This window comes from Variovorax sp. FG153 (genome assembly GCF_057809595.1).
This window is the reverse complement of record NZ_JBMDKG010000008.1, coordinates 179008-204775: the sequence shown is the minus strand read 5'-3', so window position 1 is coordinate 204775 and position 25768 is coordinate 179008. Positions and strand designations below refer to the sequence as shown.

At 70.3% G+C, this 25768-nt stretch carries 26 protein-coding genes; 7 read left to right on the top strand and 19 right to left on the bottom strand.

All coding sequences use genetic code 11. The features are described 5' to 3' along the window. The 3 genes from ACODT0_RS12635 to ACODT0_RS12625 all read right to left on the bottom strand — a co-directional run. The coding region (locus ACODT0_RS12635; protein WP_489041422.1) for an NAD(P)(+) transhydrogenase (Re/Si-specific) subunit beta at window positions 1-331 on the bottom strand (331 nt) is incomplete at its 3' end. Continuing rightward, window positions 328-657, bottom strand: a complete 330-nt coding sequence (locus ACODT0_RS12630) for an NAD(P) transhydrogenase subunit alpha part 2 (RefSeq protein ID WP_057591510.1) — start codon at window positions 655-657, stop codon at window positions 328-330. The genes ACODT0_RS12635 and ACODT0_RS12630, both read right to left, overlap by 4 nt. 24 nt (window positions 658-681) lie before the next feature. Next, window positions 682-1812, bottom strand: a complete 1131-nt coding sequence (locus ACODT0_RS12625) for a Re/Si-specific NAD(P)(+) transhydrogenase subunit alpha (protein ID WP_057598203.1) — start codon at window positions 1810-1812, stop codon at window positions 682-684. A gap of 446 nt (window positions 1813-2258) precedes the next feature. Between ACODT0_RS12625 and ACODT0_RS12620 the strand changes: the two genes are divergently transcribed. After that, a complete protein-coding gene (locus tag ACODT0_RS12620; RefSeq protein ID WP_261215433.1) occupies window positions 2259-2984 on the top strand; it encodes a response regulator transcription factor in 726 nt (241 codons plus the stop codon). A 91-nt stretch (window positions 2985-3075) separates the two neighbouring features. Then, on the top strand, window positions 3076-3558 hold the full coding sequence (locus tag ACODT0_RS12615; protein ID WP_422099750.1) for an NUDIX hydrolase: 483 nt from the start codon (window positions 3076-3078) through the stop codon (window positions 3556-3558). 6 nt (window positions 3559-3564) lie between these two features. Here ACODT0_RS12615 and mnmA read toward each other — a convergent pair whose 3' ends face one another. The 7 genes from mnmA to ACODT0_RS12580 form a co-directional block, all read right to left on the bottom strand. Then, window positions 3565-4677 (bottom strand): tRNA 2-thiouridine(34) synthase MnmA, encoded by a 1113-nt coding sequence (gene mnmA / locus ACODT0_RS12610; RefSeq protein WP_413761669.1) that lies wholly within the window; start codon window positions 4675-4677, stop codon window positions 3565-3567. A 64-nt stretch (window positions 4678-4741) separates the two neighbouring features. Beyond that, window positions 4742-5734 (bottom strand): LLM class flavin-dependent oxidoreductase, encoded by a 993-nt coding sequence (locus tag ACODT0_RS12605; protein WP_261215435.1) that lies wholly within the window; start codon window positions 5732-5734, stop codon window positions 4742-4744. A 44-nt stretch (window positions 5735-5778) separates the two neighbouring features. Then, a complete protein-coding gene (locus ACODT0_RS12600; RefSeq protein ID WP_479671449.1) occupies window positions 5779-7452 on the bottom strand; it encodes an FxLYD domain-containing protein in 1674 nt (557 codons plus the stop codon). Then, window positions 7449-9281 (bottom strand): VanW family protein, encoded by a 1833-nt coding sequence (locus ACODT0_RS12595; protein WP_489041421.1) that lies wholly within the window; start codon window positions 9279-9281, stop codon window positions 7449-7451. Before ACODT0_RS12595 ends, ACODT0_RS12600 begins: the two co-directional genes overlap by 4 nt. Further along, entirely contained in the window at window positions 9278-9883 is a 606-nt protein-coding gene (locus tag ACODT0_RS12590) for a DUF6891 domain-containing protein (RefSeq protein ID WP_489041420.1), read from the bottom strand. The genes ACODT0_RS12595 and ACODT0_RS12590 overlap by 4 nt, the downstream gene beginning before the upstream one ends. Window positions 9884-9893: 10 nt before the next feature. Next, complete coding sequence (locus ACODT0_RS12585; RefSeq protein ID WP_489041419.1) at window positions 9894-10343, bottom strand: hypothetical protein; 450 nt, start codon at window positions 10341-10343, stop codon at window positions 9894-9896. A 79-nt stretch (window positions 10344-10422) separates the two neighbouring features. Further along, on the bottom strand, window positions 10423-10803 hold the full coding sequence (locus tag ACODT0_RS12580) for a hypothetical protein (protein WP_057598204.1): 381 nt from the start codon (window positions 10801-10803) through the stop codon (window positions 10423-10425). 286 nt (window positions 10804-11089) lie between these two features. Here ACODT0_RS12580 and ACODT0_RS12575 point away from each other — a divergent pair, with 286 nt between their 5' ends. After that, on the top strand, window positions 11090-11581 hold the full coding sequence (locus ACODT0_RS12575) for a DUF6314 family protein (RefSeq protein WP_296739281.1): 492 nt from the start codon (window positions 11090-11092) through the stop codon (window positions 11579-11581). On the opposite strand, the gene ACODT0_RS12570 is transcribed toward ACODT0_RS12575, so the two are convergent. From ACODT0_RS12570 to ACODT0_RS12555, 4 genes are all read right to left on the bottom strand, one after another. Continuing rightward, on the bottom strand, window positions 11582-12175 hold the full coding sequence (locus ACODT0_RS12570) for an energy-coupling factor transporter transmembrane component T family protein (protein WP_489041418.1): 594 nt from the start codon (window positions 12173-12175) through the stop codon (window positions 11582-11584). Further along, window positions 12168-12908 (bottom strand): energy-coupling factor ABC transporter ATP-binding protein, encoded by a 741-nt coding sequence (locus tag ACODT0_RS12565; RefSeq protein WP_489041417.1) that lies wholly within the window; start codon window positions 12906-12908, stop codon window positions 12168-12170. The genes ACODT0_RS12570 and ACODT0_RS12565 overlap by 8 nt, the downstream gene beginning before the upstream one ends. Window positions 12909-12932: 24 nt before the next feature. Beyond that, window positions 12933-14828, bottom strand: a complete 1896-nt coding sequence (locus tag ACODT0_RS12560; protein ID WP_413764577.1) for a sensor histidine kinase — start codon at window positions 14826-14828, stop codon at window positions 12933-12935. 242 nt (window positions 14829-15070) lie between these two features. Then, window positions 15071-16864, bottom strand: coding sequence for a 1-deoxy-D-xylulose-5-phosphate synthase (locus ACODT0_RS12555; protein WP_489041416.1), 1794 nt, complete (start codon window positions 16862-16864; stop codon window positions 15071-15073). A 331-nt stretch (window positions 16865-17195) separates the two neighbouring features. On the opposite strand from ACODT0_RS12555, the gene aceE reads away from it, so the two are divergent. Continuing rightward, window positions 17196-19865: a pyruvate dehydrogenase (acetyl-transferring), homodimeric type gene (aceE, locus tag ACODT0_RS12550; protein ID WP_489041414.1), complete on the top strand. Its 2670-nt coding sequence runs from the start codon at window positions 17196-17198 to the stop codon at window positions 19863-19865. Window positions 19866-19927: 62 nt separating this feature from the next. Further along, the gene (locus ACODT0_RS12545; RefSeq protein ID WP_057597384.1) at window positions 19928-20485 is read left to right on the top strand and encodes a MarR family winged helix-turn-helix transcriptional regulator; all 558 of its coding nucleotides are present in this window, start codon (window positions 19928-19930) and stop codon (window positions 20483-20485) included. A gap of 1 nt (window position 20486) precedes the next feature. Here ACODT0_RS12545 and ACODT0_RS12540 read toward each other — a convergent pair whose 3' ends face one another. Beyond that, complete coding sequence (locus tag ACODT0_RS12540; protein WP_296739265.1) at window positions 20487-21038, bottom strand: RNA 2'-phosphotransferase; 552 nt, start codon at window positions 21036-21038, stop codon at window positions 20487-20489. Next, window positions 21035-21928, bottom strand: coding sequence for a LysR family transcriptional regulator (locus tag ACODT0_RS12535; RefSeq protein ID WP_489041413.1), 894 nt, complete (start codon window positions 21926-21928; stop codon window positions 21035-21037). The genes ACODT0_RS12540 and ACODT0_RS12535 overlap by 4 nt, the downstream gene beginning before the upstream one ends. A 95-nt stretch (window positions 21929-22023) precedes the next feature. On the opposite strand from ACODT0_RS12535, the gene ACODT0_RS12530 reads away from it, so the two are divergent. Continuing rightward, complete coding sequence (locus tag ACODT0_RS12530; RefSeq protein ID WP_489041412.1) at window positions 22024-22524, top strand: hypothetical protein; 501 nt, start codon at window positions 22024-22026, stop codon at window positions 22522-22524. Between the two features lies 1 nt (window position 22525). Here the strand turns inward: ACODT0_RS12530 and ACODT0_RS12525 are convergent, their stop codons facing one another. Together ACODT0_RS12525 and ACODT0_RS12520 are read right to left on the bottom strand one after the other, a co-directional pair. After that, window positions 22526-23254, bottom strand: a complete 729-nt coding sequence (locus ACODT0_RS12525; protein WP_413761679.1) for a glutathione S-transferase — start codon at window positions 23252-23254, stop codon at window positions 22526-22528. A 94-nt stretch (window positions 23255-23348) separates the two neighbouring features. Continuing rightward, window positions 23349-24173 carry a sulfite exporter TauE/SafE family protein gene (locus ACODT0_RS12520; RefSeq protein WP_489041410.1) on the bottom strand — a complete coding sequence of 275 codons (825 nt, stop codon included), beginning with the start codon at window positions 24171-24173 and terminating at the stop codon, window positions 23349-23351. A 114-nt stretch (window positions 24174-24287) separates the two neighbouring features. Here ACODT0_RS12520 and ACODT0_RS12515 point away from each other — a divergent pair, with 114 nt between their 5' ends. After that, the gene (locus tag ACODT0_RS12515) at window positions 24288-25073 is read left to right on the top strand and encodes an AraC family transcriptional regulator (protein ID WP_489041409.1); all 786 of its coding nucleotides are present in this window, start codon (window positions 24288-24290) and stop codon (window positions 25071-25073) included. Here ACODT0_RS12515 and ACODT0_RS12510 read toward each other — a convergent pair. After that, window positions 25055-25762: a response regulator gene (locus ACODT0_RS12510; RefSeq protein WP_057597899.1), complete on the bottom strand. Its 708-nt coding sequence runs from the start codon at window positions 25760-25762 to the stop codon at window positions 25055-25057. The two genes, ACODT0_RS12515 and ACODT0_RS12510, sit on opposite strands and share 19 nt — an antisense overlap. Window positions 25763-25768: the final 6 nt, after the last annotated feature.

Here is a 25768-nt window from a genome sequence, read left to right as displayed (position 1 = left end):
CGGCCACCGCGATGAACACGGCCGCCAGGCCGATCATGCTGTGCATGAAGGCCACGAGCTCGGGCATCTTGGTCATCTCGACCTTGTTGGCCATGTAGGCGCCGAGGCCCCCGCCCACGACCAGCGCGACCAGCACGTAGCCCAGGCCGGCCGGGTTGCCGTTGGCCAGCTTCCAGATCAGCGCGCCGGTGGTCAGCACGGCGATCGCCATGCCGGTCATGCCGAAGACATTGCCGCGGATCGAGGTGGTGGGATGGCTCAGGCCCTTGAGCGCCTGGATGAAGCAGATGCTGGCCAGCAGGTACAGCAGGGTGACGAGGTTCATGCTCACTTGGAAGCTCCCTCGGCGGCTGCGGGCGCGGCCTTCTTTTCCTTCTTCTTGAACATCTCCAGCATGCGCCGCGTGACCAGGAAGCCGCCGAAGACGTTGACCGCCGCCAGCGCGACGGCCAGCACGCCCATGGTCTTGCCCAGGCCGGTCTCGGTGAGCGCGGCGGCTAGCATGGCGCCCACGATGACGATCGCCGAGATGGCGTTGGTCACGGCCATCAGCGGCGTGTGCAGCGCGGGCGTGACGGTCCACACCACGTGGTAGCCCACGTAGATGGCCAGCACGAAGATGATGAGGTTGATGACGGTGTGAGAGACGATGTCCATGGTTTCTTCTCCTCGCGTGTTCGCTTACTTCTTCGTGACCTGGCCGTCCTGCGTGACGCGGCAGGCGGCGACGATGTCGTCCTCGAGGTCGATCTTCAGCGTGCCCTCCTTGGTCAGCACGAGCTTGAGGAAGTCGAGCACGTTGCGCGCGTACAGCGCAGAGGCGTCGGCAGCCACCAGCGCGGCGAGGTTCGTTTCGCCGACGATGGTCACGCCGTGCTTGACCACCGTCTTGTCGGCTTCGGACAGCGGGCAGTTGCCGCCCACGCCATCCGGGCCCTTGCCGGCGGCGATGTCGACGATGACGCTGCCGGGCTTCATGGACTTGACCATGTCCTCGGTGATGAGGGTCGGCGCGGCACGGCCCGGGATGAGCGCGGTGCTGATGACGACGTCGGCCAGCGCCACGCGCTTGGCGACCTCGGCCTGCTGGCGCGTCAGCCAGCTCGCGGGCATCGGGCGCGCATAGCCGCCCACGCCCTCGGCGGCGTCCTTCTCTTCCTGGGTCTCGTAGGGCACGTCGATGAACTTGCCGCCCAGCGATTCGATCTGCTCCTTGACGCTGGGGCGAACGTCCGAGGCCTCGATGACCGCGCCCAGGCGCTTGGCCGTGGCGATGGCCTGCAGGCCCGCGACGCCCACGCCGAGGATCACGACCCGCGCGGCCTTCACGGTGCCGGCGGCGGTCATCAGCATCGGGAAGAAGCGCTGGTACTTGTCGGCGGCGATCATCACGGCCTTGTAGCCGGCGATGTTGGCCTGGGAGCTGAGCACGTCCATGCTCTGGGCACGCGTCGTGCGCGGCGCCGCCTCGAGCGCGAAGCCGGTGAGGCCGGCGGCGGCCACGCGCTGCAGGCCCGCGGCGTCGAAGGGGTTGAGCATGCCCACGAGCACGCTGCCGGACTTGGCGAGCGCGCATTCGGCGTCGCTCGGGGCGCGCACCTTGAGCACGATGTCGGCACCGAAGGCGCCGGCCTGGTCGGTGATCTCGGCACCGGCCGCCTGGTAGGCCGCGTCGGTCACGCTGGCCGCCACGCCCGCGCCGCTCTGCACACGCACCGTGTGCCCCAACGCCACCAGTTTCTTCGCCGTCTCCGGGGTCACGGCCACTCGGGTTTCGCCTGTCGTTGTCTCGGCAGGCACGCCTATCAGCATAGAGTTCTCCTCAGGGCAAGGTGCAGCGCGAAATGCGGGCGAAGCTTACAGCAAGACATTCGGCCCGATCTGTCGCGCAAGGGGCGAAGTATCCATGCTCCAACGTCCGTGGCTGCTGAAAATCTAGCTATCCATTTGATAGCTTATTGATGATGGATCGAGGCCTTTCCCTCTGACGCGCTGTAAGGAAACCGGTCTCAGGCGGCGCCGGCGCGGCGGCATCGTGCGGCGCAAAAACAACGCCGGCGTTTGCACGAACTTCGTGTCATCTACAGGACAAAGATGTAGGCCTTTGTAATCATTCTTCCATGGATTGATTTAAAAGAAGGGTTCATGTGCATTAGTTGCAGGGCAGATTGCTTACCTTAGACGCAGATAGATACACTTCGCCTCACTTGGAGCCGTACACAGAGGCGGCCCATGGGAGGAAGTAAGGGGGTAAAAAAATGCGCATTGCTGTCCTCGACCACGAGGCCCATCAGAGAAAACTGATTCATCAGACCATGGCGTCGCTCGGGCACGAGTGCCATGAGTACGCGGACGGAAAATCGCTGCTGCATTCGATGCGGCGACAGACCTTCGATCTGCTGCTTCTCGACTGGCACCTGCCCGACATCCGCGGCCTCGACGTGGTGAAGACGATTCGCCACGACCTCAAGAGCCGGTTGCCCGTGCTGTTCGTCACCGCGCGGCACGACGACGCAGACATGGTCGCCGGGCTCAACGCGGGAGCCGACGACTTCATGAGCAAGCCGATCCAGGCCACCGAGCTCGAGGCGCGCGTCAACGCCCTGCTGCGGCGCTCGTACCCCGCGCAGCACGAGACCGAGCTGGTCTTCGGCCCCTACCATTTCTATCCACCCTCGCGAACGCTCAAGGTGCGCGGCATGCCGGTCGAGCTCAAGAACCGCGAGTACGAACTGGCGCTGTTCCTGTTCCAGAACCTCGGCCGCCTGCTGTCGCGCGAGCACCTGCACGAAGCGGTATGGGGCCTGGGCGTCGAGGCGCTCTCGCGCTCGCTCGACACCCACATCTCGCGCCTGCGGACCAAGCTCGACCTGCGGCCCGCCAACGGCTTCCTGCTGCTGGCGATCTACGGGCTCGGCTACCGGCTCGAAACGGTCGAAGCCGGCCAGCTCGGCGCACGCGGGGGCGAAGCGCGCAGCTCCTGAGCGGGTTCGCGTCCAATACGGGGATGATTCGCGCGGCGGCGTGCCAGCCCATGGCCCGCCTTCCGCGCGAGCGTCGAAGGAATCCATCCCCATGAACACAACCGTCCGCTGGAAACCCAACGTCACCGTCGCCGCGGTGATCGAACGCGAGGGCCGCTTCCTGCTGGTCGAGGAGCACACCGATCAGGGCCTGCGCCTCAACACCCCGGCCGGCCACCTCGATCCCGGCGAATCACCGGCCGAAGGCTGCGCGCGCGAGGCGCTCGAGGAAACCGCCCATGCCTTCGTGCCGACCGCGCTGGTCGGCATCTATCTCGCGCGTTCGGCCGACGATCCCGCCGTGACCTACATGCGCTTCGCCTTCAGCGGCGAGCTCGGCGAACGCGAGGCAGGCCGGGCACTCGACACCGGCATCGTGCGCACGCTCTGGATGACCGCCGACGAGATCCGCGCCAGCGTGGAGCGGCATCGCAGCCCGCTGCTGCTGCAATGCGTGGAAGACCACCTGGCCGGCCAGCGGCATCCGCTGGACCTGATCCACGTCGATGATTCGGTGCGGCGGAAACCGCGCTGAGCAAACTCAGACGATCACGCCGCCGCCCAGGCAGCGTTCGCCGTCGTACAGCACCGCCGACTGGCCCGGCGTCACCGCCCATTGCGTCTGGCCGAAGCGCAATGCGAAGGCATCGTCGCGCGGAGCTTCGTCGCCGGCCACCATCTCGCAGGCCGCGTCGGCCTGCCGATAGCGCGACTTGGCGCCATAGGCGCCCGGCAGCGGCGGCTCGCCCGCCACCCAGCTCGCGTCGTCGGCGCGCAGCGAGGTCGACAGCAGCCAGGGATGGTCGTGGCCCTGCACCACCCACAACGTGTTGTTCTCGACGTCCTTGCGCGCCACGAACCACGGCGAATGGTCGCCCGCGCCGCGTTGCGCGCCCTTTTCCTTCACGCCGCCGATGCCCAGCCCCTGCCGCTGGCCCAGCGTATAGAAGCTCAGGCCCTGGTGCTCGCCGAGCCTGCGGCCGCGGTCGTCCTTGATCGGGCCCGGCTCCTTCGAGATGTAGCGGTTGAGGAATTCGCGGAACGGCCGCTCGCCGATGAAGCAGATGCCGGTCGAGTCCTTCTTCTTCGCGTTCGGCAGGCCGATCTCCTCAGCGATGCGGCGCACCTCGGTCTTGTGCAGCTCGCCGACCGGGAACAGCGTCTTCGACAGCTGCGCCTGGTTCAGGCGGTGCAGGAAGTAGCTCTGGTCCTTCGAGGGGTCGAGCCCCTTGAGCAGCTCGTGCCGGCCCGTAGCCTCGTCGAGCCGCACGCGCGCGTAGTGGCCGGTGGCGATCTTCTCGGCGCCCAGGCGCATCGCATGGTCGAGGAAGGCCTTGAACTTGATCTCGGCATTGCACAGCACGTCGGGATTGGGCGTGCGGCCGGCCTTGTACTCGCGCAGGAACTCGGCGAACACGCGGTCCTTGTAGTCGGCCGCGAAGTTCACGTGCTCGATCTCGATGCCCAGCACGTCGGCCACGCTGGCGGCGTCCACGAAGTCGATGTTCGACGAGCAGTACTCGCTGTCGTCGTCGTCTTCCCAGTTCTTCATGAAGATGCCGACCACCTCGTGCCCCTGCTGCTTGAGCAGGTGCGCGGTCACCGCGGAATCCACACCGCCGCTCAGCCCGACCACGATCCGTTGCTTTGCCATAGGGGCGACATTGTCCCAGCCCCGACGAGGCGGGGTCGGCGTGGGGGAAATCGGGGGCGCCCGTTCAGGCGCGCAGGCTGTCGCGGATGCGGGCCAGCAGCTCGTAGGAGCGCAGCCGCGAGGCGTGGTCGAAGACCTGCGAGGTGATCATCAGCTCGTCGGCGCCGGTGCGCTCGATGAAGGCCTCGACGCCCGCGCGCACGGTGTCGGGAGAGCCCACGGCCGAGCACGACAGCACCGAGTCGAGCAGCGCGTTCTCGGCCGGGCCGACCTTCTGCCGGTAGCCCTCGACCGGCGGCGGCAGCCGGCCGGGCCGGCCGCTGCGCAGGTTGACGAAGGCCTGCTGCCACGAGGTGGCGCGGAACTCGGCCTCGGCGTCGGTGTCGGCCGCGAACACGTTGAAGCCCAGCATCACGTAGGGCTTGGCAAGCTGCGCCGAGGGCTTGAAGGTCTCGCGGTAGATCTGGATCGCCTGCATCATCTGCTGCGGCGCGAAGTGCGAGGCGAAGGCGTAGGGCAGGCCCAGGTGGGCGGCCAGCTGCGCGCCGAAGGTGCTCGAGCCGAGGATCCACACCGGCACCTCGAGCCCCGCGCCCGGCACGGCGCGCACCGCCTGCTGCGGGTTCTTCGACATGAAGTCCATCAGCTCGATCACGTCCTGCGGGAACTGGTCGGCGTCCGATTCGAGATTGCGGCGCAGCGCGCGCGCGGTGCGCTGGTCGGAACCGGGGGCGCGGCCCAGGCCCAGGTCGACGCGGCCCGGGTAGAGCGACTCGAGGGTGCCGAACTGCTCGGCGATGACCAGCGGCGAATGGTTGGGCAGCATCACGCCGCCGGCGCCGATGCGGATCGTCGAGGTGCCCGCGCCCACGTGCGCCAGCAGCACCGCCGTGGCCGCGCTGGCGATGCCCGGCATGCCATGGTGCTCGGCGAGCCAGTAGCGCCGGTAGCCGAGCTTTTCGCCATGCTGCGCCAACGACAGCGAGTTGCGAAAGGACTGCGCGGCATCGCTGCCTTCGACGATCGGGGAGAGGTCGAGGATCGAGAAATCGGTCATCCGCCGATCATGGCGCGAAGCGCCCGCGAACGCTGGCTGCGGGGCTATTCGGTTTGGTATAGCGTGCCGACGCTCGCGAAGTCGCGGCCGTTCTGCTCCACGTTGACCTGGAACGGCACGCTCTCTCCGGGCGCGATGGCCGGCAGGTTGTCGACCAGCTTGAAGCCGCTGAGCTGCCCGTCGCGGTCGCGCAGGCTGACCCACAGCCGCACCTTGCCGACGATGGTCGTGCCCGGATTGCTCACCTTGCCCGTGACCTGCACGCTCTTGTAGAGGAAGCGCTGGCTGAAGTTGAGCAGCACGCTGCCGGTCTCGGCCTTGGTGCCGGTCACCTGCACCTCGAGCGGCGTGCGCGGACCGGGCAGCGCGGCGCGGCGCATCGGCTTCCACTCGACGCGGGTTTGGGTGATGCGGTCGACATCGCGCGGCTCCAGCAGGATCGGGAAGCGCTCGCCCGGGTAGAGATAGGCCAGGCCCTGGATGGCGGTGGCGCCGTCGGCCTTGCTGCCGCCGAAGCGCGAGATCACGCCGCCGGGCGCGATCACCACCGCCTCCTTGCTGCGGTTCACGAGCTCGGTCAGGAACAGCGGCCGCTGGATGTTGCTGCGGCCCGCCACCAGCGGCAGCAGCTCGAGATCCTTGGTGTCGAAGCGCTCGCTGTCGTCGGCCAGCAGGTCCTCGGTGCTCAGCCGCAGGTCGGCGTGGAAGACCTCGGGCGCGCCCACGGTGCGGATCACGCGGTCGGCGCTGCGCACCGCGCTGCGCGAGCCGCCGGCTTCGATGGTGCTGTAGGCGATGCGGTAGTCCCAGGCCGCGACCTGCGCGGCGCGGCCGAAGCGCGCAAGGTCGATGTCGATCGCGCTGCGCGCGCCGGGCGGGATGTCGTTGCCCTGCGCATAGCCGCGGCCGAAGCCGATCACGTTGCCGGCGTCGTCGTAGAGCGTGGCGAGCGCCTCGACGCCGCCGATCGCCGCATCCTTGCGCTCGTTGACCACGCGCCCCACCAGCCGCACGCGGTCGCCCTGCTGCACCAGCCGCAGGCGCGTGAACGCGAGCCGCGGGCCGTCGGCCGAGCGGTAGGGTGCCGACAGGCGCTGCACCTGCAGCTCCTGGCGCGTGACGTTCTTGCCGCTCGGCAGGTCGATCAGCAGCGGCGCGCTCTCGCCGGGCTCGAGCACCGAGATCGGCAGCGATTCGCCGCGCTCCTCGAGCCGCGTCTCGCCGTCGTAGTAGGTGGCCTTGACGCTCGCGCGCTCGAGCGGCTTGCCGGTCTCGTTGCGCGCCACCACCAGCAGCTTGGGCCGCGCCGAGCTGCCGCTGCCCACCAGCACCTGGCGCGGTTCGCCGAGCTTGAGGCCATCGGTGGGAATGTTGCGGTCGACCACCGAGGCGACCGCGGCGCGGCGGCCGCCGTCGGACGTGTCCTTGCGCGTGAACATCTGCACCACCGTCACGAGCAGGGTGATGCCGACCACGGCCGCGACCGCGAAGCCCGCGGTGCGCATCGCCACCTTCTGCCGCGCCGCCTGCTCGTCGGCGAGACGGCGCGCGGCCGCATCCTTGACCTGGTCGAGCACGCGGTCGAGGCGGTCGGAGATGTCGTCCTCCACCAGCGTGACGGAGCCGCAGTGCTGGCAGGTGAATTCGTTGAGGCCGGTGCGCTTGAGCACGCTGCTGCCGCATTCGCCGCACTTGAGCGTCTGGAGATCGATGGTCATGGGAAGCGCTGGTCGTTGTCGTCTTGTTCGTTGGAATGGCACTGGCCGTCGATCGCCTCGCGCAGCGCGGCGCGCAGGCCCTCGATGTCGCCCGCGCGCACTTCGCGCACGCCCTGCCGGCCCGCGAGGCCGCAGGCGGTGGAGGCCACCACCGGCACGCCGGCCGCGAGCGCGCGCAGCGCCGCGCGCGGCGCATGCTCCACATGCGCGGGCAGCACCACCACGCGGGCGCCGTCGAGCCAGTCGCCGCGCGGATCGCGGGCCGCATCCAGCGCGATGCCCCGCCAGAGCGAGGCATCGGCCGATGGCGAGCCGAGCACGCGCAGGCGCCATCCGCTGCCGCGCAATGCCGCGGCCAGCTCGCGCGCGCCCTTGCGCGCGAGGGCGCTGGCGGGCAGCACGACCAGCGGCGCGCCATCGTCCGGTGCCCGATTCGCACGCGGCGACATGCCGGGCAGCACCCATTCGAGCCGCTCCAGCGTGGCCTGCGGCGCCGCGGTGGCCATCGCGTCCGCCACCGCCGCATGTGGGGTGACCACCGTGGCCGCGCGCGCGAATGCCTGGGCTTCGGCACGCACCAACGACGGCGCGGCACGGAAGTCGCGCAACGTGGTGTCGTCAGGCCAGCGCGCCGCGGCCGCATCGAGACGTGCCTCGATCTCGGCCATCGGCAGCGCGCCGGCCAGCACGGTGAACGCGCGTCCGTCGAGCGCGCCGAGGCGCTGCAGATGCGGCAGCAGCGCCTGGTCGACCACCAGCTGCGTGTGTTCGGGCCGAAGCCGTGCCGCGAAGGCCCGCGCGAGCCAGCGCTGCGCATCGATCACGCCGGCCTGCCGCCGCCCGCCTTCCCGGCGCGCCCACAGGCGGCGCCACAACGCGCCGCGAACGCTGGCCAGCCAGGGGCGGTGCACCGAGGCCTCACCGCCACGCCAGTCCCTCATCGGCCGCCAGAAAGCCAGCCGCACGGGCGCGCGCTGCATGCGATCGGCCTCGGGATACCGGGCCTCGAGGTAGCGCGCGAACTCGGGCGTCCATGCGTCGAGCAGCACGGCGGTCCGCCCCTGGGCCGCGACCGGCAGCGCGGGCCGGTGACGGAAGCAGTCGTTGCGGTCGCAGCTCAGGCAGCCGCGCGCCACGGGCGGCGCCAGCGCGTCGGCGCCGGCATCGCGCGGCGCGCGCCACATCACGCGCGGCGCGACCGGCGGCGCATGCGCGCGGATGCGCAGCACCAGCTCGGTGGCGGTGATTTCGACTTCGAGCCGCCACGCATGGCGCGCGCGCAGCTTGAGGTCGACGTAGTTCCAGAACACGGTCGCGTCGACCGCATCGTCGGGCCCGACCGCGGCCTGCTCGATGCGCGCGGTGTGCGCATGGCGCTCGACCAGCTCGAATCCCGCGCGAGCGCCGACCGTGGCCAGTGCATTCGAGAGCTGGCAGAGCCCGCCCGCCAGTGTCGGCACCACGCAGCCGCCGCGCAGTTCGCGGCCCTGCACGAAGCCGCGCCATGCGCTGGGCCGGCCGAGTTGGCGCCAGAAGCTCAGCAGCTCGCCCGCGGGCACCTCGATGGCATCGAAGGCGGCGCGCGCCACGCGCAGGTTCTGCACCTTGCCGGCGACCAGCGCGAATTCGTCGTCGCGGCCATCGGTCCACAGCGGGCTGCTGAAGCGCGCCAGCACGGGCGCATCGGCCAGCGCATCGGCCATGGGCCAGCGGCGCGCGGAAGGACGCCAGGTTTCGCGCAACCCATGCGCGATGGCCAGCAACCGGGAGCGCAGCCAGAAATCGATCGCATCGATGCGGCGCGGCGGCTGCCAGGCCTGCACGCTCACGCCGATGGGCCTCGCTTGCGCCACTGGCCGAGGTCGACCTCGATGCGTTCGTCGATGTTGCCGCTCCAGTGCACGGCGAAGCCGACGCCCTGGAGCAGCTCCGCGATGCGCTGCCCGACCGCGACGGTATTGGCCTCGCGCCGCGCGATCTCGGGAATCAGGCCGCCGCTGAAGGCCAGGTGCAGCCGGCCGGTGCGCACCGCGCGCTCGAGGTCCTGCGCGTGATAGAAGCAGCAGCCCACGATGCCCGAGGCGTCGCGGCCGGCGGCGCGCCAGGCATCGCGCACGTCGTCCTGGCCGTCGGCCAGCGTGTTGCCCGCGCGGTGCAGCGCGATGATCTTCTCTTCGCGCAGCTGCGCGAACGCGGTCTCGAGGCGGTCGTATTCGGTCTGCGCGGGCCACTCGGCTTCGGCCGCATGCTTGGCGGCGCAGGCACGCGCGGTCTCGGCCTTGACCCAGGCCCGGTCATCGGAAGTCAGCTCGTCGGGATCGAGGTACTCGTCGGTGATCATCCATTCGACGTCGGCGTCGTGATGAAAGCCTGACCACACGAGATCGTGGATCCTTTGTCGCGTGTCTTCGGTGTCGAGAGTGAGGGCCATGCGTAATGGGTCAGCCGCGCTCGGCGGCGGGGTCGTGCTTGCTTTTGTCGTGGCAGAAGCGCCCGTACATTTTCGCGTGCCCGCACCACAATGGCGCTGTAGGCCGAAAGCATGACGTTGTGCGGTCCATCGAGCCGCGAGCAACATCATCGATCATGCATTGCAGCATGGCAATGCGCCATTCGGCGGACGACGGCTCGTGCGATCGGCCGAATGGGAGAGCGAAGCGCACCGCGGCGGTGCAACGTTGCAGTGGCGTGTCGCGGTGTCCCAGCAACCGCGCGGGTTCGCACGCGACGGCATGGAGGCCGAAAGCGCTCGATATGCCGCATGCGGCTCTGTGCGATTTGCGCGACAGACCCGGCTTCACGGCCGCATCGGCCGCGAAGTGCGCTGCATCCGCCGTTAATGCTTTGGATTGACCGACATCCAAGCGAAAGGCCGGCCCCTGCTTTCGCAAGGGCCGGCCTCCGGGTGGCTAAACCACTCGACTCACCGCGGGAGCGAGCCCCGCGATGCGACCGAGTTCTGGGCGCCGATTACAGCGGCAGCGAGTCGCCGCGGGCAGCAGCGCGGGCTTGTGCGCGCACCGCATTGCGGTCCACGGTGCTGGCGACCAGCGGCGCCACGCCCGACGAGGCGCCTTCGGCGTAGGGGTTGTCGCTGTGCGCAGCGGCAACGGCTTCGGCACGGACGGCGGCACGGCTGGTATCCGAGGCGACCACCTGGGCCGGGCCGGCGTTGGCGCCTTCGGCATAGGGGTCGGCGCTGCGAGCGGCGATGACGGCCTGGCCGGCGACTTCGGCGCGGCTGGCGGCCGAGGTCAGGGGATGCACACCCTCATAGGTTTCTGCATGGGCTGCACCGGCAGCGGCGAGCAGGGAGAGGGCAACGGCGGAGAGGAGCTTCGAGGCGTTCATTTTGAGTATTCCTTCAATTCTTGTGACTTGACTTTGGATGATTCGAACCGGTCTTGGTGGGGCGCCGTCCCTTCGGGGGCGGCCACCTCGCCAGTGCCTGTTCACCCAGATCAGTCGCTGCCTTCTGCTTGTCTTGGAGTCGGCGGCTGGTCCGTGAGACGAATTGTGCGCCTCGAATCTAGGTAAAAACCCTAGGCAAATGGAACCGCGGCGTTCACGGGAAGGAAACAATCGATGGTCCGCGTCCGACATGGAGGGGCTTTCCCCGGAGGGATAGAGTCGCCCCATGCGTGCGGCCAACCCCACCCTTTCTCTCTCGCCATGGGGCGAAGCCGACGATGTCTGGCGCCGTCTCGCAGGCAGTTGGACCTTCGAACGCGCGATCGAAGGCCAGGCCTCGATGCACGGCACCGCTGTCTTCCATGCCGTGCCCGACGCGATACCCGCGACCCTGCACTGTCGCGAGCAAGGCCGGCTGCGCCTGCTCGACGGCCGCAGCTTCGACGCCCACCGCGAGTACCTGTACCAGGGCCGTCCCGGCGGTTTCGCGGTGCTGTTCGCCGAACGGCCGCCACGCCTGTTCCACGAGATCGCGCTGCTGCCGGGCGACGACGGCGACACGGCCTGGACCGGCACCGCCGCGCACCTGTGCGCCGCCGACCTCTACGACAGCCTCTACCGCTTCCTGGACGATGGCAGCTTCACGCTGCGCCACACCGTGCGCGGTCCACGCAAGGACTACGTGAGCCTCACGAACTTCCGCCGCGCAGCCTGCTGATCAGCGCCCGAGCCGCGCCGCGAGCGCATCGGCCACGCGCTCCGCGGTCTGCAGCGTGCGGATGGTCAGCGGCGCCAGCAGCCGCAGTCCGCCGCCATGGCCGGCGCGCGCGCGGTGCGCGTCGTCGAGCCGCTGCCACTGCACGTAGAAGTTCTCGGCGAACCGCAGCGTGAGCCCGAGGCCGAGCGCGATGCGGTCGGTGGGCACGCCCAGGCGGCGCAGCGGATGCAGCACCGTCTCGAGCACCGCGAGCAGGTCCTCGAAGCGCGTGGTCAGCGTCAGCATCAGCGCGAGCACCGCGGCGGTGGCGATGCGCAGCGCGCTCGCCACGCCGAGCAGCGTGGTGCCGAGCAGTGCATGGAAGCCGACGATGAGCGCGCAGGCGATCGCGATGCCGAACAGCGTGCGCACCCGGCCCCACGCGGGCCGCCCGAGCGAGGCGAACAGCGCGAGCGCCAGGCCGCAGGCCGCGCCCAGCAGCGCAGGCCGGTTGGTCAGCACGAGCGCGGTGCCGCCGGCCGACAGCAGCGCGAGCTTGAGCCACGCCGGCACCGCGTGCATCCAGGTGCGCCTGTCGAGATAGAGGCTACGCATGCGGCAGGTCCATCGCCGCGCGTTGCCGCACGTCCTGCGCATAGGCCTCGCAGACCTCGCGGCCCGGGCCGTCGGCCCGCACCCGGCCCTGCACCAGCCACAGCACGCGCTCGAAGTCGTGCACGTGCTCGAGCACATGCGTGGACACCAGCACCTGCTGGTCGCTCGCGGCGAGCTGCGCCGACAGCCGGGCCTGGCTCAGCAGGTCGAGGCTCGCGAACGGTTCGTCGAGCAGCAAGGTGGCGGGCCGGCTGATCAGCAATGCCAGCAGGCAGACCTGCTGGCGCTGGCCCTGGCTCAGTTCGCCGATGGCGCGCTCGGCCCAGGCCGCAAGGCCGCGCCGCGCGAGGAAGTCGCGCGCCTGCCGGCGTGCCTCGGCACGCGATTCGCCGCGCGCCGTGAGGCTGAAGGCCAGTTCCTCGGCCACGGTCGGAAAGATGATCTGGTCGTCGGGGTTCTGGAACATCAGGCCCACGTGCTGCGAGAGCCGGCGGCGGTCGACCACCGTGTCGCAGCCATGCACGCGCACGCTGCCCGAGCCCGGCTGCTCCAGCCCGCTGATCAGGCGGAACAGGCTGCTCTTGCCGGCACCGTTGTCGCCGATCACGCCGATGCGCGCCTCGCGCAACGCGAGCGAGAGGTCGTCGAACACGCGCTGCGCGCCGCGCTCCAGCACGACGGATTCGAGACGGATGCCGTGGTCGGCGGAGGAGGGGTCGGTGTGCGGCGGCAAGGGGCCGTCACTGTACCCGACGGCTCATGCCCCCGAAGGGCGCTCGGCCCGCACCAGCGGCAGCCACAGCAGGAAGCGCGTGCCCGCGGCATCCGACTCCCACGCCACGTGGCCCTGCACCGCGAGCGCGCGGCGCTGCATGTTCTGCAGGCCGCGGCCCCGGCCGCCGGTCAGGGCCTGCTCGACGTCGAAGCCCTGGCCGTTGTCCTCGATGCGCACCCACACGTGCGCGGCATCCGTGCCGGTCGCCACGCGGATGGTGGTGGCGCGCGTGTGGCGCAGGGTGTTGGAGATGCTTTCCTGCACGATGCGCAGCACGTGCAGCGCGCTCGACGGATCGAGCCACGGCAAGGGCGGGATCTCCTGCACCTCCCAGGTCAGCGACACGCCCATGCCCTCGAGCCGCGGGCCGAGCCGGTAGCGCAGGGTGGCGAGCAGCAGCAGCAGGTCGGCGTCGATCGGCTCCATCGAGTCGATCGTGAGCTTCAGGTCGTCGAGGCAGCCCTGGAGGATCTGCGACACCTTCTGGTCGCTGAGCCGGCCCTCCTCCACCGAGCGGATCGCGCTGATCAGCGAGGAGCCCAGCCCGTCGTGCATGTCCTGCATCAGCCGCTGGCGCTCGTCGCTGATGGTCTTCTGCCGCTCGACCTCGCGCAGCCGGCGATGGCTCAGGTCGAGCTCGCTCTCGCGCGCCTGCAACCGCTGCGCGAGGCTGGCGTTGACGCGTTCCACCTCGCCGATCGCGTGCACGTAGCGCCGATACAGCAGGATGCCGAAGACGGCGAAGGTGACGGCGTTGGTGTAGGCGCCCAGGTACCAGCCCTCGGGGCTCACGATGTTGTTCTGCACCATCCAGTCGGTGGCGCCGAGCAGCACGCACACGCCGATGCCGGCCGCCACCAGCCGCCCCTCGGGCGAACGGCGCCAGGCGCTGATGCCGCCCACCAGCCCCACCACCGTGGCCATGCCCGCCACCACCAGGTAGATCAGCGGCGTGACCTGCGGCGTGTTCGGCAGCAGCGCGATGCCGGGCAGGGTCAGCACGCTGACCAGCAAGGTGATCGTCGTCACGGCCCAGGTCAGCAGCGTGAGCGGCCGCTCGTGCAGCTGTCGCAGCGCGTAGTGCACCACCGCCACCAGCCAGAACAGCGCATTGACCGTGAGCCAGGCGAACCAGTCGTTGGCGATCGGCAGCGAGACGTAGAAATGCAGCCCGCGCAGGTACGAGGTGGTCGCGAGGTTGAAGAACAGCAGGTAGCCGGTCTCGTGGCGGCGCCACAGCCACACGAACAGCGCGAACACGCCCACCGCCATGAAGGCCGCGCTCAGCATCGCGGGCAGCTCCTGCTGCAGCCACTGGCGCATCTGGTAGCGGCCCTTGAGCGCGTCGACCGGCCCCAGCCACAGCGAGGCGATGCCCACCTGCGCGGCGCGGGTGTGCTCGAGCCGGATCAGGATCTCGGCCGGCCGCGCGGCCGAGCCGTCGTCGCGCTGCTCGAACACCACCCACAGCGGCGTGCGCGTGCTGTTCCACAGCGGTCCCAGTTCCTGCGCGCGATACACCAGCCGGCCATCGGCATAGATCGCGATCGTGCCGTCGGTCTTCACGCGCGAGCCGTACAGCGCGAGCGGACCGCGCAGCCCGGGATGGGGCGGCACCTTCAGCCGCAGCCAGGTGGTGCGCGTCTCCTTGCCCGGGTCCGAGATCGTGTTGGCGTCGGCCTGGTCGAGCAGCGCGATCGGCAGCGCCAGCGGCAGCTCGACCGGTTGCCAGGCATCGGGCAATTGCTGGCCGCTGAAGATCAGCGGCGGCGCCATGAAACCGTTCGCGCGCTGCACCTGCCAGTCGGCCCGCGTGATGTGCTGCGTCGCGCCCGGGGGGTACTTGCCGCCCGAGTGATCGCCGAAGAAGGCCCCCATGGCGACCAGCAGCGCCACCGACACGACGAACACCAGGCAGGCGATCGGCGACGGCAGGCGTGCCTTCGCCCGGGCCAGGGGCCCCTCGCCTTCGCGGCGGACGTCGGTGGAAGCGTTTTTGGAGAACAAGGCGCGCCGGATGCGGAGGATTCGGCGCGAATTGTCGGGCAGAGCCCCGGCGCCGCGCCATGCCGGCGGGGCAAGAGGCGCGTTTGCCCTACACCGGCCCGTTGCACCGGCCGTCAGTGCCGCTCGACGAATGCCCGGATCGACGCGACGATGCCCGCCGCATCGAGGCCCTGCAACGCGAGCAGTTCGCCCCGATCTCCATGCCCGATGAAGACATCGGGCAGGCCCAGGCGCAGCAGCCGCACCGGCAGCCCTTCCATCGCGATGCGCTCCGCGCAGGCCGCGCCCGCGCCACCGATGACCGAGGCCTCCTCGAGCGTGACGAGCACCTCGTGCGTCGCGGCAAGGTCGAGCAGCAGCGCCTCGTCGAGCGGCTTGACGAAGCGCATGTTGGCGACGCTCGCGTCGAGCGCCTCGGCGGCCTCCATCGCGGCATGGAGCAAGGGCCCGAAGGCGAGCAACGCCACCCTGGCGGGCCTGTTGCCCGTCGACCTGCGCACGACCACGCCGCGGCCGAGTGCCAAGGGCTGGTCCGTGCGAACGCCGTCGTCCGCGGGGACGACGGCCCTCGGGTAGCGCACCGCCGACGGCCCGTCGTGATCCAACCCCAGCGCGAGCATCCGCCGGCATTCGTGCCCGTCGGCCGGCGTCATCAGCAACAGGTTCGGAACGCAGCGCAGCGCCGCCACGTCGAAGGCGCCCAGGTGCGTGGCACCGTCCCCGCCCGCGATTCCCGCGCGGTCGATCGCGAACAGCACCGGCAGGTTCTGCAGGCAGACGTCGTGGACGAGCTGGTCGTAGCCGCGCTGCAGGAAGGTCGAATAGATCGCCACGATCGGCCGCATGCCGGCCACGGCGAGTCCCGCGGCCAGCGTCACCGCATGCTGCTCCGCGATGGCGGCGTCCACGAAGCGCGCCGGGAATCGCCGCTCGAAATCGACCAGGCAGGAGCCCTCGCGCATCGCGGGCGTGATCGCGACGATGGCCGGGTCGTCGGCCGCCGCGTCGCACACCCATTGGCCGAAGACCTGGCTGAAGCTCGGGCGGCTCGCGGCCTTGGCGGCCACGCCCACGGCGAGGTCGAAGGGGCCGGGCCCGTGGTAGGTGGTCGGGTCGGCCTCGGCCGGCGCATAGCCCCTGCCCTTTTGCGTGACGACGTGGAGGACCTGCGGCGCGCGCGATCGCTTCGCGGCGCGGAACGCGGCCACGAGCGCCTCGGCATCGTGGCCGTCGATGGGGCCGGTGTAGCGCAGGCCCAGCAGCTCGAACAGCGAGCGGTGGTCGGCGCGAGCGGATGCGCCCCGCTCGACCAGGCCGCGCAGATGCTGGTGCAGCGCGCCCAGCGCGGGCGAGATCGACATCCCGTTGTCGTTGAGCACCACGACCAGCGGCAAGGTCGCGAAGCTGCCCGCATGGTTGAGCGCCTCGAAGGTCATTCCCGCCGAGAGCGCGCCGTCGCCGACGATGGCGACGGCATGCCTGCCGTCGTCCCGCATGCCCATCGCGATGCCCACCGCCGCCGAGACGGCGGTGCCCGCATGGCCGGCACCGAAGGGGTCGTAGGGCGACTCGTCCCTCGAGGTGAACCCCGACAGGCCGCCGACCTTGCGCAAAGTGGCCATCGCCGGGCCACGGCCCGTGAGGATCTTGTGCGCATAGCACTGGTGGCCGACATCCCAGACCAGCGCATCGCGCGGCGTGTCGAAGACGTGGTGCAAGGCAAGGGTGAGCTCGACCACGCCGAGGTTCGAGGCGAGATGGCCGCCCGTTCGCGACACGCTGCGCAGCAGCGCGCTTCGGAGTCCGGCCGCCACCGTGGCGAGGTCCGCGGGATCGAGATCGCGCAGCTGCGCGGGCGTCGGAAAGCTGGATGGCGGGTCGTAGAGGTCGCGGTCGGAGGGCGGCATGGATGCCTTCTGGTTCTCGAGGGGTTGTCTTCGGCCCCGGCCGGCGGCCGCGGGCATGGGTGCGGATCATCGACGTCCCAATCATTGCTACTGCATTCAGATCGATTCATCGTGACCGAGGTCATGGCATCGATTCATGGCCATCCCGGCCTTCGTTCTCTCTCACGATACCTCTGTGCACGTCCATCAGGTTACATCACAACTGATTGCATTTGCAATGAACTAGGGATACATTGCAGTTGCGCATTGCACGATTCATATCCGCATAATGAAATTTAAAGGCGATGCGAACGACGTTCGAACAACGAACCGCACATCGAAGGAGCAACGAATGAACGACTTGGCGAGCGCGGACGACATCGATCCGCAAGAGACACGCGAATGGCTCGACGCCATGCGCGCCGTGGTGATCCACGAAGGCCGCGACCGGGCCCATTACCTGCTGGACCAGTTGATCGAGCAGGACCACGCGGCCGCGGGCCGCTATGCCGCGCCGCGCACCACGCCCTACGTGAACACCGTGCGCGTCGCCGACCAGCCGGCCTTTCCGGGCGACGTGAACATCGAGTTGCGGCTCGACGCCTACCTGCGCTGGAATGCGATGGCGCTGGTGCTGCGCGCGGGCAAGCACTCGGGCGTCGGCGGCCACATCGCGACCTATGCCTCGGCCACCACGCTCTACGAGACCGGCTACCGGCACTTCTTCCGCGCCGCCACGCCCGGGTTCCTTGGCGACATGCTCTACATCCAGGGCCATTCCTCGCCCGGCATCTATGCGCGCGCCTACCTCGAGGGGCGCCTGTCGGAGCAGCAGATGGACCGCTTCCGGCGCGAGATCGGCGGCGGCCTCGCCTCCTACCCGCATCCGCGCACGATGCCGGACTTCTGGCAGTTCCCGACCGTCTCGATGGGCCTCGGTCCGCTGATGGCGGCCTACCAGGGACGCTACATGCGCTACCTCGAGGACCGCGGGCTGATCCCGGCGCAGGGCCGCAAGGTCTGGGCCTTCCTCGGCGACGGCGAGCAGGACCAGCCCGAGACCCTGGCCGCGGTCGCAATGGCGGGCCGCGAGAAGCTCGACAACCTGATCTTCGTGGTGAACTGCAACCTGCAGCGCCTCGACGGCCCGGTGCGCGGCAACGCCAAGATCATCCAGGAGCTCGAGAGCGTCTACCGCGGCGCGGGCTGGAACGTGATCAAGGTCGTCTGGGGCAGCGGCTGGGACGAACTGCTGGCGCAGGACCACGACGGCCGGCTGCACCGGCGCATGATGGAATGCGTCGACGGCGAGTACCAGGCCTTCAAGGCGCACGGCGGCGACTACGTGCGCGAACACTTCTTCGGCAAGGACCCCGAGCTGCGCCAGCGGGTCGCGCACCTGAGCGACGCGCAGATCGGCGCCCTCGCCCGCGGCGGCCACGACCCGCTCAAGGTGCATGCGGCCTATGCCGCCGCCGTGCGCCACCAAGGCCAGCCGACCGTGATCCTCGCCAAGACGGTGAAGGGCTACGGCATGGGCGCGGCGGGCGAAGCGGCCAACATCAACCACCAGCTGAAGAAGATGGGCGACCCGGCCGTGCGTGCCTTCCGCGACCGCTTCGCGATCCCGGTGCCCGACGAACGGCTCGAGGAGATCCCGTACATCAAGCCCGCGCCCGGCAGCCCCGAAGCCGCCTGCCTCGAGGCTGGCCTCCAGCGCGCCGGCGGGCTCCTGCCGTCACGCTCGCGCGGACCGGGCCCGCTGGCAACGCCCGCGCTCGCGGCCTTCGCGAGCCACCTGCAAAGCAGCGGCGAGCGCGAGTACGCCACCACCATGGCCTTCGTGCGCATCCTCGCGCAACTGCTCAAGGACCCGGTGCTGGGTCCGCGCGTGGTACCGATCGTGCCCGACGAGTCGCGCACCTTCGGCATGGACGGCATGTTCCGCCAGGTCGGCATCTACTCGCACGTGGGCCAGCTCTACACGCCGCAGGATGCCGACCAGCTGAGCTTCTACAAGGAGGACCGCCAGGGACAGATCCTGCAGGAAGGCATCAACGAATCGGGCGCGATGTCGTCCTGGATCGCGGCGGCGACGGCGCACAGCACGCACGGCGTCGCCACCATCCCGTTCTACATCTTCTATTCGATGTTCGGCTTCCAGCGCGTGGGCGACCTGGCCTGGGCCGCCGGCGACATCCGCGCGCGCGGCTTCCTGCTGGGCGCGACCTCGGGCCGCACCACGCTCGAGGGCGAGGGCCTGCAGCACGACGACGGCCACAGCCACGTGCTGTCGTCGGTGATCCCGTCCTGCGTGTCCTACGACCCCGCCTACTCGTACGAGATCGCGGTGATCGTGCAGGACGGGCTGCGCAGGATGTACGGCGAGCCGCAGGAGGACGTCTTCTACTACCTCACGCTGCTCAACGAGAAGAGCGCGCATCCGGCGATGCCCGAGGGCGCCGAGGAAGGCATCGTGAAAGGCATGTACCGCCTGAAGCGGGGCGCCCGTGCCGCCGGCGCGCCGCACGTGCAGCTGATGGGCAGCGGCGCGATCCTCTCCGAGGTGATCGCGGCCGCTGCGCTGCTGGAGCGCGACTTCGGCGTGAGCGCCGACATCTGGAGCGTCACGAGTTTCTCGGAGCTGCGCCGCGACGGCCTCGAAGCCGAACGCTGGAACCGCCTGCATCCGGCGCAGGCGCCGCGCGCTTCGTACGTCGCGCAGTGCCTGGCTGGCGAGGACGGGCCGGCGATCGCCGCCACCGACTACATGAAGATCGTGCCCGACCAGATCCGCCCCTTCGTCGGCGATCGCCGCTTCGTGACCCTGGGCACCGACGGCTTCGGCCGCTCCGACACGCGCGAAGCGCTGCGCGCCTTCTTCGAGGTCGACCGCCATCACGTCGCGCTCGCGGCGCTCAAGGCGCTGGCCGACGACGGCACGGTCGACGCGGAACTGCCGGCGCGGGCCCTGTCGCTCTACGGCATCGACCCCGAAGCCAGGTACGCGGCGCTGCCCTGACGATGCGCGCCGGGGCGGCGGAGAGAGAATCGAGGTCCACTCTCGAAAACGCTCTCCCCCGTATGGCAACGCCCCGTTCCACCGCCGTGCGCGGCACCTCCACCTGGGCCTCCTTCATCAGCGCCTATGTGCTGGTGCTCGACTTCATGGAGGACAGCTTCCGCAAGGAAGGCCTGCCGCCGCTGACCTGGTACGACGTGCTGTGGCTGCTCGACGCCTCGCCGAACGGCCGCATGCGCATGCACGAGCTCGCGGAGCGCGCGGTCTACAGCCGCAGCTTCATCTCGCGCATCGTCACCACGCTCGAGGCCGAGGGGCTGGTGGTGCGCGAGGTCGACGAGACCGACGGGCGCGGCCGCGTCGCGGTGCTGACCGAGCAGGGCCGCGCGCTGCGCCGCAGGATGTGGCCGCCCTACCAGAAGCTCATCCACGAGATGTTCAACGAGCACATGACGGCTTCGGAGCTCGAGTCGATGGAGCGCGGCCTGCGCCGCGTGATCGCGGGCGCGCACCAGCGCAACCAGGACCTGCGCAGCGCCGCGGCGCAGCCCGCCGCCGAACCCCGAAGCACCCGCAAGCGCTCGCGTTCGCGCTCGACCACCCAGCGCTCGGGCGCGTAGCTCAGACGGACGAAGGCCAGCCCGACAGGAATCGCGGCGGCACGGCCTCCGTCAGCCAGACCCCGTTCTCCGCGCGATGGAAGGCATGGCCCAGCGCCTGCATTCCGCCTGCGTCAACGCGCAGCACATGCGCCTTGCCATGGCGCTGCCCGACCTGCACGGCGGTCGCCTCGTCGGCCGACAGGTGCACATGCTGCCGCGTGCCGGGCCGCAAGCCTTCGGCACGGATCGATGCGAGGAAGCGCGTGGCCGTGCCATGGAAGAGCACGGCCGGTGGCTCCGCCGGCTCGAAGCTGCGGCGGACCTGCGGCGTCGAATGGCCCTGCAGCGCGCGGATGCAGCGGCCGTCGGCCGACAGCGCGTAGCGCTTCTTCGCGCCGGCATCGACCGCCTGCACCACCTGCGCATGCGTGAGCGCGCGGCCCGAGGCCACAGCGCCGGTCACCAGCGCATCGATCTCGGCCCAGCCCTCGGCATCGAGCGCGAGGCCGATGGATTCGGGCGCATGACGCAGCACGTAGGCGATGAACCGGCTCGCGTCCTCGGGCGTCATGCGCTCTTCCAATGATCGGCCTGCGCGAGCAGCGCGTTCCACAGGCGTTGCGCATGCACGGACGGCGGACGGTCGGCCGCGCGGAACAGGTGGTACTCGAGCGGCGGATAGCCCTGCAGCGGCACCGCCACCAGGCCCTTGGGAATGCGGCAGCAGGCATTCACCACCGTCAGCCCGAAGCCGAGCTGGGCGAAGCGCAGCATCAGCTCCCAGCCATCGGCCTCGAGCGAGGGCTGCCACGACACCGACTCGGCCTGCAACAGCCGGCCGAGCAGTTCGCGGTGCGGCCGACCCGCGGGCGGCACGATCAGTTGCGCCCCCTGCAGCTCGCGCAGGCGCACCGAACGGCGCGAGGCCAGCGCATGCGCTCGCGGCAGCACCAGCACCTGGCCGACGACCGTGAGCCGCACCGCATGCAGATCGGCCGGCACGGCGCCCAGCGGCGCGATGCCCAGTTGGGCCTGGCCCGCTCGCACCGCCTGCACCGAGGCGTCGCGGTTGCGCGTGAGCAGCTGCAGGTGCGGCGAGGCGCCCGGCCCCGAGAACTGCGACAGCGCCTTGCCCAGCAGGTAGAGGTAGGCGCCCTCGCCGGCCGCGAGGCTGACCACCGCCTGCTCCTGCCCCTGCGCGAGCCCCTTCACGAAGCGCTGGTTGAGCAGCAGCAACTCGCGCGCATGGCGCGCCACCTGCTCGCCCGCGCTCGTGAGCTGCAGCGCGCTGCCCACGCGCAGGTAGAGCTTGGCGTCGAGCTGCTCCGACAGCTTTCGCACCTTCGCATGCAGGGCCGGCTGGCTGATGTGCAGCAGGCGCGCCGACTCGCTGAAGTTCAGCGTGTCGGCGAACACGGCGAAGGATTGCAGCGCGTCGAGGTTGGTGCGGGGGATGTCCACCTATCCATTCTATGGATAGCCCATCGCATATCGGTAGTTCCTGGTGATGGTCTTCGTTCCTACGATCCACCGCACACAAGAGAAAGGAACACGACATGAAGAACGCATCGCAACATCCCCCGCGCCTGGGCATCGACATCGGCCGCGTGCTGATCGCGGCCGAACGGGCCGACGGCGGCGACACCGCCTTCATCGGCGGCTCGCTGCGGGACGCGCTCGACACGCCACCCTACGAAGGCATGTTCGAGGCCGTCGCGCCGCTGGTCGATCGCTTCGAGGGCCGCGTCTGGCTGGTGTCGAAGTGCGGTCCGAGCGTGCAGGCCAGGAGCCGCGCCTGGCTCGCGCACCACCGCTTCTTCGAACGCACGGGCATGGCGCCCGGCAACCTGCGCTTCTGCCTGCAGCGTCCGCAGAAGGCCGACCACTGCCGCGAACTGGGCATCACGCATTTCATCGACGACCGCAGCGACGTGCTGGGCCATCTCGAAGGCATCGTGCCGAACCGCTACCTGTTCGGCCCGCAGGCCAGGCCCGTGGCCATGGCCGGCCTGGTGCCGCTGCCCGCATGGCGCGATGCGGCGGCGCTGGTGCGCTGAATCAGGCGTCCAGCTCGGGATAGCGCCGGAAGATGCCGTCCTCGTTGAAGGCGATGCGGCGCGGGCTCTGCAGGTAGTCGTGCACGCGCTGGCGGCGCCGGACGTTGGCATGCAGCTTCGCCACCGCCGGCGTCTTCGCGAGCGCCTGCGCGGTGGCCTTGGGAAAGGCGTACTGCAGTCCGTCGACCAGCTGGAACAGCGAGAGGTCGGCATAGGTCAGCACGTCGCCCACCAGGTGCAGGTCGCCCGAGGGATTTCGCCGCAGCACGCGCTCGAACCAGTCGAGGAACTTCGGGATGCGCTGCTCGCGGAAGGCCTTCGCGCGCGCCAGCGCGGCGTCGCGCTGGTCCTCGTAGTAGTCGCCGGTCGAGATCGGGTGGTGCGTGTCGTGCGCCTCGGCCACCGCGTCGGCGATGGTGAGCTGCAGCTGGTGCGTCCACAGGCCGTCCGATTCGCCGACGCCGGCCAGGCCCAGGCGCGGCCCCAGGTAGAGCAGGATCGCGGCGGTCTGGCCGACGACGATGTCGCCATCGACGAGGAAAGGCGGTGCGAACGGCGGCCGCGTCGCGAGCGGATCGGCAAGGCGGCGGCCGAGGGCGCCCTCGCCGCCGCCCTTGTCCTCGCGCTCGCGCGCCACGTCGACATAGTCGGCACCGGCGGCCTCGAGCGCGAGCCGCACGAATTCGCCGCGGCCCTGGATGGTGGGCCAGTAATGGAGTTGGTAAGGCATGCGGCCATGGTGGCAGGCCCGGCGCGGCGCCGCAACCGCCGGCAGCGAACTGTGGAACTTCGATGACAAGGAGGCGCGCGTTCGGCGAAACCGCTCAGCGCAGCAGCATGCCCAGCAGCACCGCCACCAGCAGCACGAGGTAGCCCCAGGCATGCACGCGGTCGGGCAGGCGGCCGATCAGCGGCGCGGCGGCGCGCACGCCCAGCAGCGATCCCGCGACCAGCGCGGCGAAGGCCGGCAGGTCCACGTAGCCGAGGTGCCAGCCCTCGAGCGCCGCGCCCGAGCGCCAGGCCAGCGCCATGTAGGTGGCGGTGCCGGCCAGCGCGATGGGCAGCGACAGCGGATTGGCCATGGCGGTGGCGCGCGTCATGTCGATGCCGCGGCGGCGCATCAGCGGCACGGTCATCACGCTGCCGCCGACGCCGAGGAAGGCCGCGATCAGGCCGATGACGAAGCTGCCCGCGGTGGCGATGCCGCGCGAGAGCGGCGCGATGGCTGCCGTCGCCGCGGCACGGCGCACGATGAAACCCGGGCGCAACAGGCAGTCGAGAATGGTGACGCCCAGGTAGACGATGAAGGCCAGCCGCACGAATTCGCCATCGGCCCGCACGGCGGCCGCGGCACCGACGATGGCACCGAACCCGATGAAACCGAGCAGCGGCCGGATCAGCGGCCAGTCGATGGTGCCGGCGCGCTGGTGGCGCCGCGTGGCGAGCAGCGCGCTCGCGATCATCACGCAGGTCGAGGTGGCCACGGCGATGTGCATGGCCGCGCGGCCGGTGGCGCTGTGCTCGCCATGCGCGAGCAGCAGCACGCGGTAGAGCAGCGGCACCACGACGAAGCCGCCACCGAAACCGAACAGCACGGTGGTGACGCCCGCGAGGCCGCCGAAGACCGCGAGCAGGAGATAGATCCACACGAGAGGCACTCCAGGAGAACGAAGACAGGCCTCGAAGATAGGCCGCTGCCGTGCGGCGCGCCCGCGCAAGTCGGACAATGATGTTCTCGTTCCGGCCAACCCGTCCTCCCCCCAATGCGCAATGTCCCGATCGATACCGTCGACGCCACCGCCCGCCCGGTGCTCGCGATCGGCACCGACTACCCGCCGGGCCAGCTGTTGCCCACGCACAGCCATCGTCGCGCGCAGTTCCTCTACGGCGCCACCGGCGTGATGGAGGTCGGCACCGACGACGGCGCCTGGGTGGTGCCGCCGCAGCGCGGCGTGTGGATACCGGCGGGCCAGCCGCACCGCGTGCGCATGCTGGGCGTGAGCACGCGCAGCCTCTACATCGAGCCGCGCGAGGCGCCGCGCCATGGCCGCCAGTGCGAGGTGCTCGAGGTGTCGCCGCTGCTGCGCCAGCTGCTGCTGGCGGCCGTCGAGGTGCCGGCCGAATACGAACGCCAGGGCCGAGACGGCCTGCTGATGCGGCTCGCGCTGCACGAACTGGCGCGCGCCGAGGCGCTGCCGCTGCATCTGCCGCTGCCGCGCGAGCCGGCGCTGGCCACGCTGTGCCTGGACTTCCTGCGCACGCCCGACATCCATGCCACGCCGGCGCAATGGGCCGCGCGGCTGCACGTGAGCGAACGCACCTTCAGTCGCCGCTTCGGCCGCGAGACCGGCATGGCCTTCGGCCAGTGGCGCCAGCGCGCCTGCGTTCTGCTGGCGCTGTCGCGATTGGCGTCCGGCGACACGGTGACGGCGGTGGCGCTCGACCTGGGCTACGACAGTCCGGCGGCGTTCTCGACCATGTTCCGCCGCGCGCTGGGCCGCCCGCCCTCGCACTTCGCGGATGCCGGCGCTCAGAGCTCCATGCGGTAGCCGACGCTGTAGATCGACTTGATCCAGTCCTCCGAACCGCCGGCCTCGGCGAGCTTGCGGCGCAGGTTCTTGATGTGGCTGTCGATGGTGCGGTCGGTCACGACACGCCGGTCGTCGTAGATGCGGCCGAGCAGCTGGTCGCGCGAGAAGGCGCGGCCGAGCGCGCCGTGCAGCACGGCCAGCAGGCGGAATTCGACCGGCGTGAGGTCGAGTTCGCGGCCGCGCACGCTGGCACGGCCCGCGGCATCGACCACCAGCAATGCGGCCTGCGCGGGCAAGGGCGCGGCCGAGGGCCTCGCGTTCGCGGCGCGATGCCGCCGCAGCACCGCGCCCACGCGCGCCACCACCTCGCGCGGGCTGAAGGGCTTGCACACGTAGTCGTCGGCGCCGATCTCCAGACCCAGCAGGCGGTCGACCTCCTCGACGCGCGCGGTCACCATGATCACCGGCACCGTGCCGATGCGCCGCAGGTCGCGGCAGATCTCGACGCCGTCGCGCCCGGGCAGCATCAGGTCGAGCAGCACGAGGTCGGGCCGCTGCGCATGGAAGGCCGGCAGCGCCGCGTTGCCGTCGGCGACCCAGTGGTGCGTGTAGCCGGCCGCCGCGAGGTAGTCGCCGAGCACGGCCGCCAGCCGCGGCTCGTCCTCGACGACGAGCACATGGCCCTGGGCCGGAAGGCCGGTGCTCATTGAAAG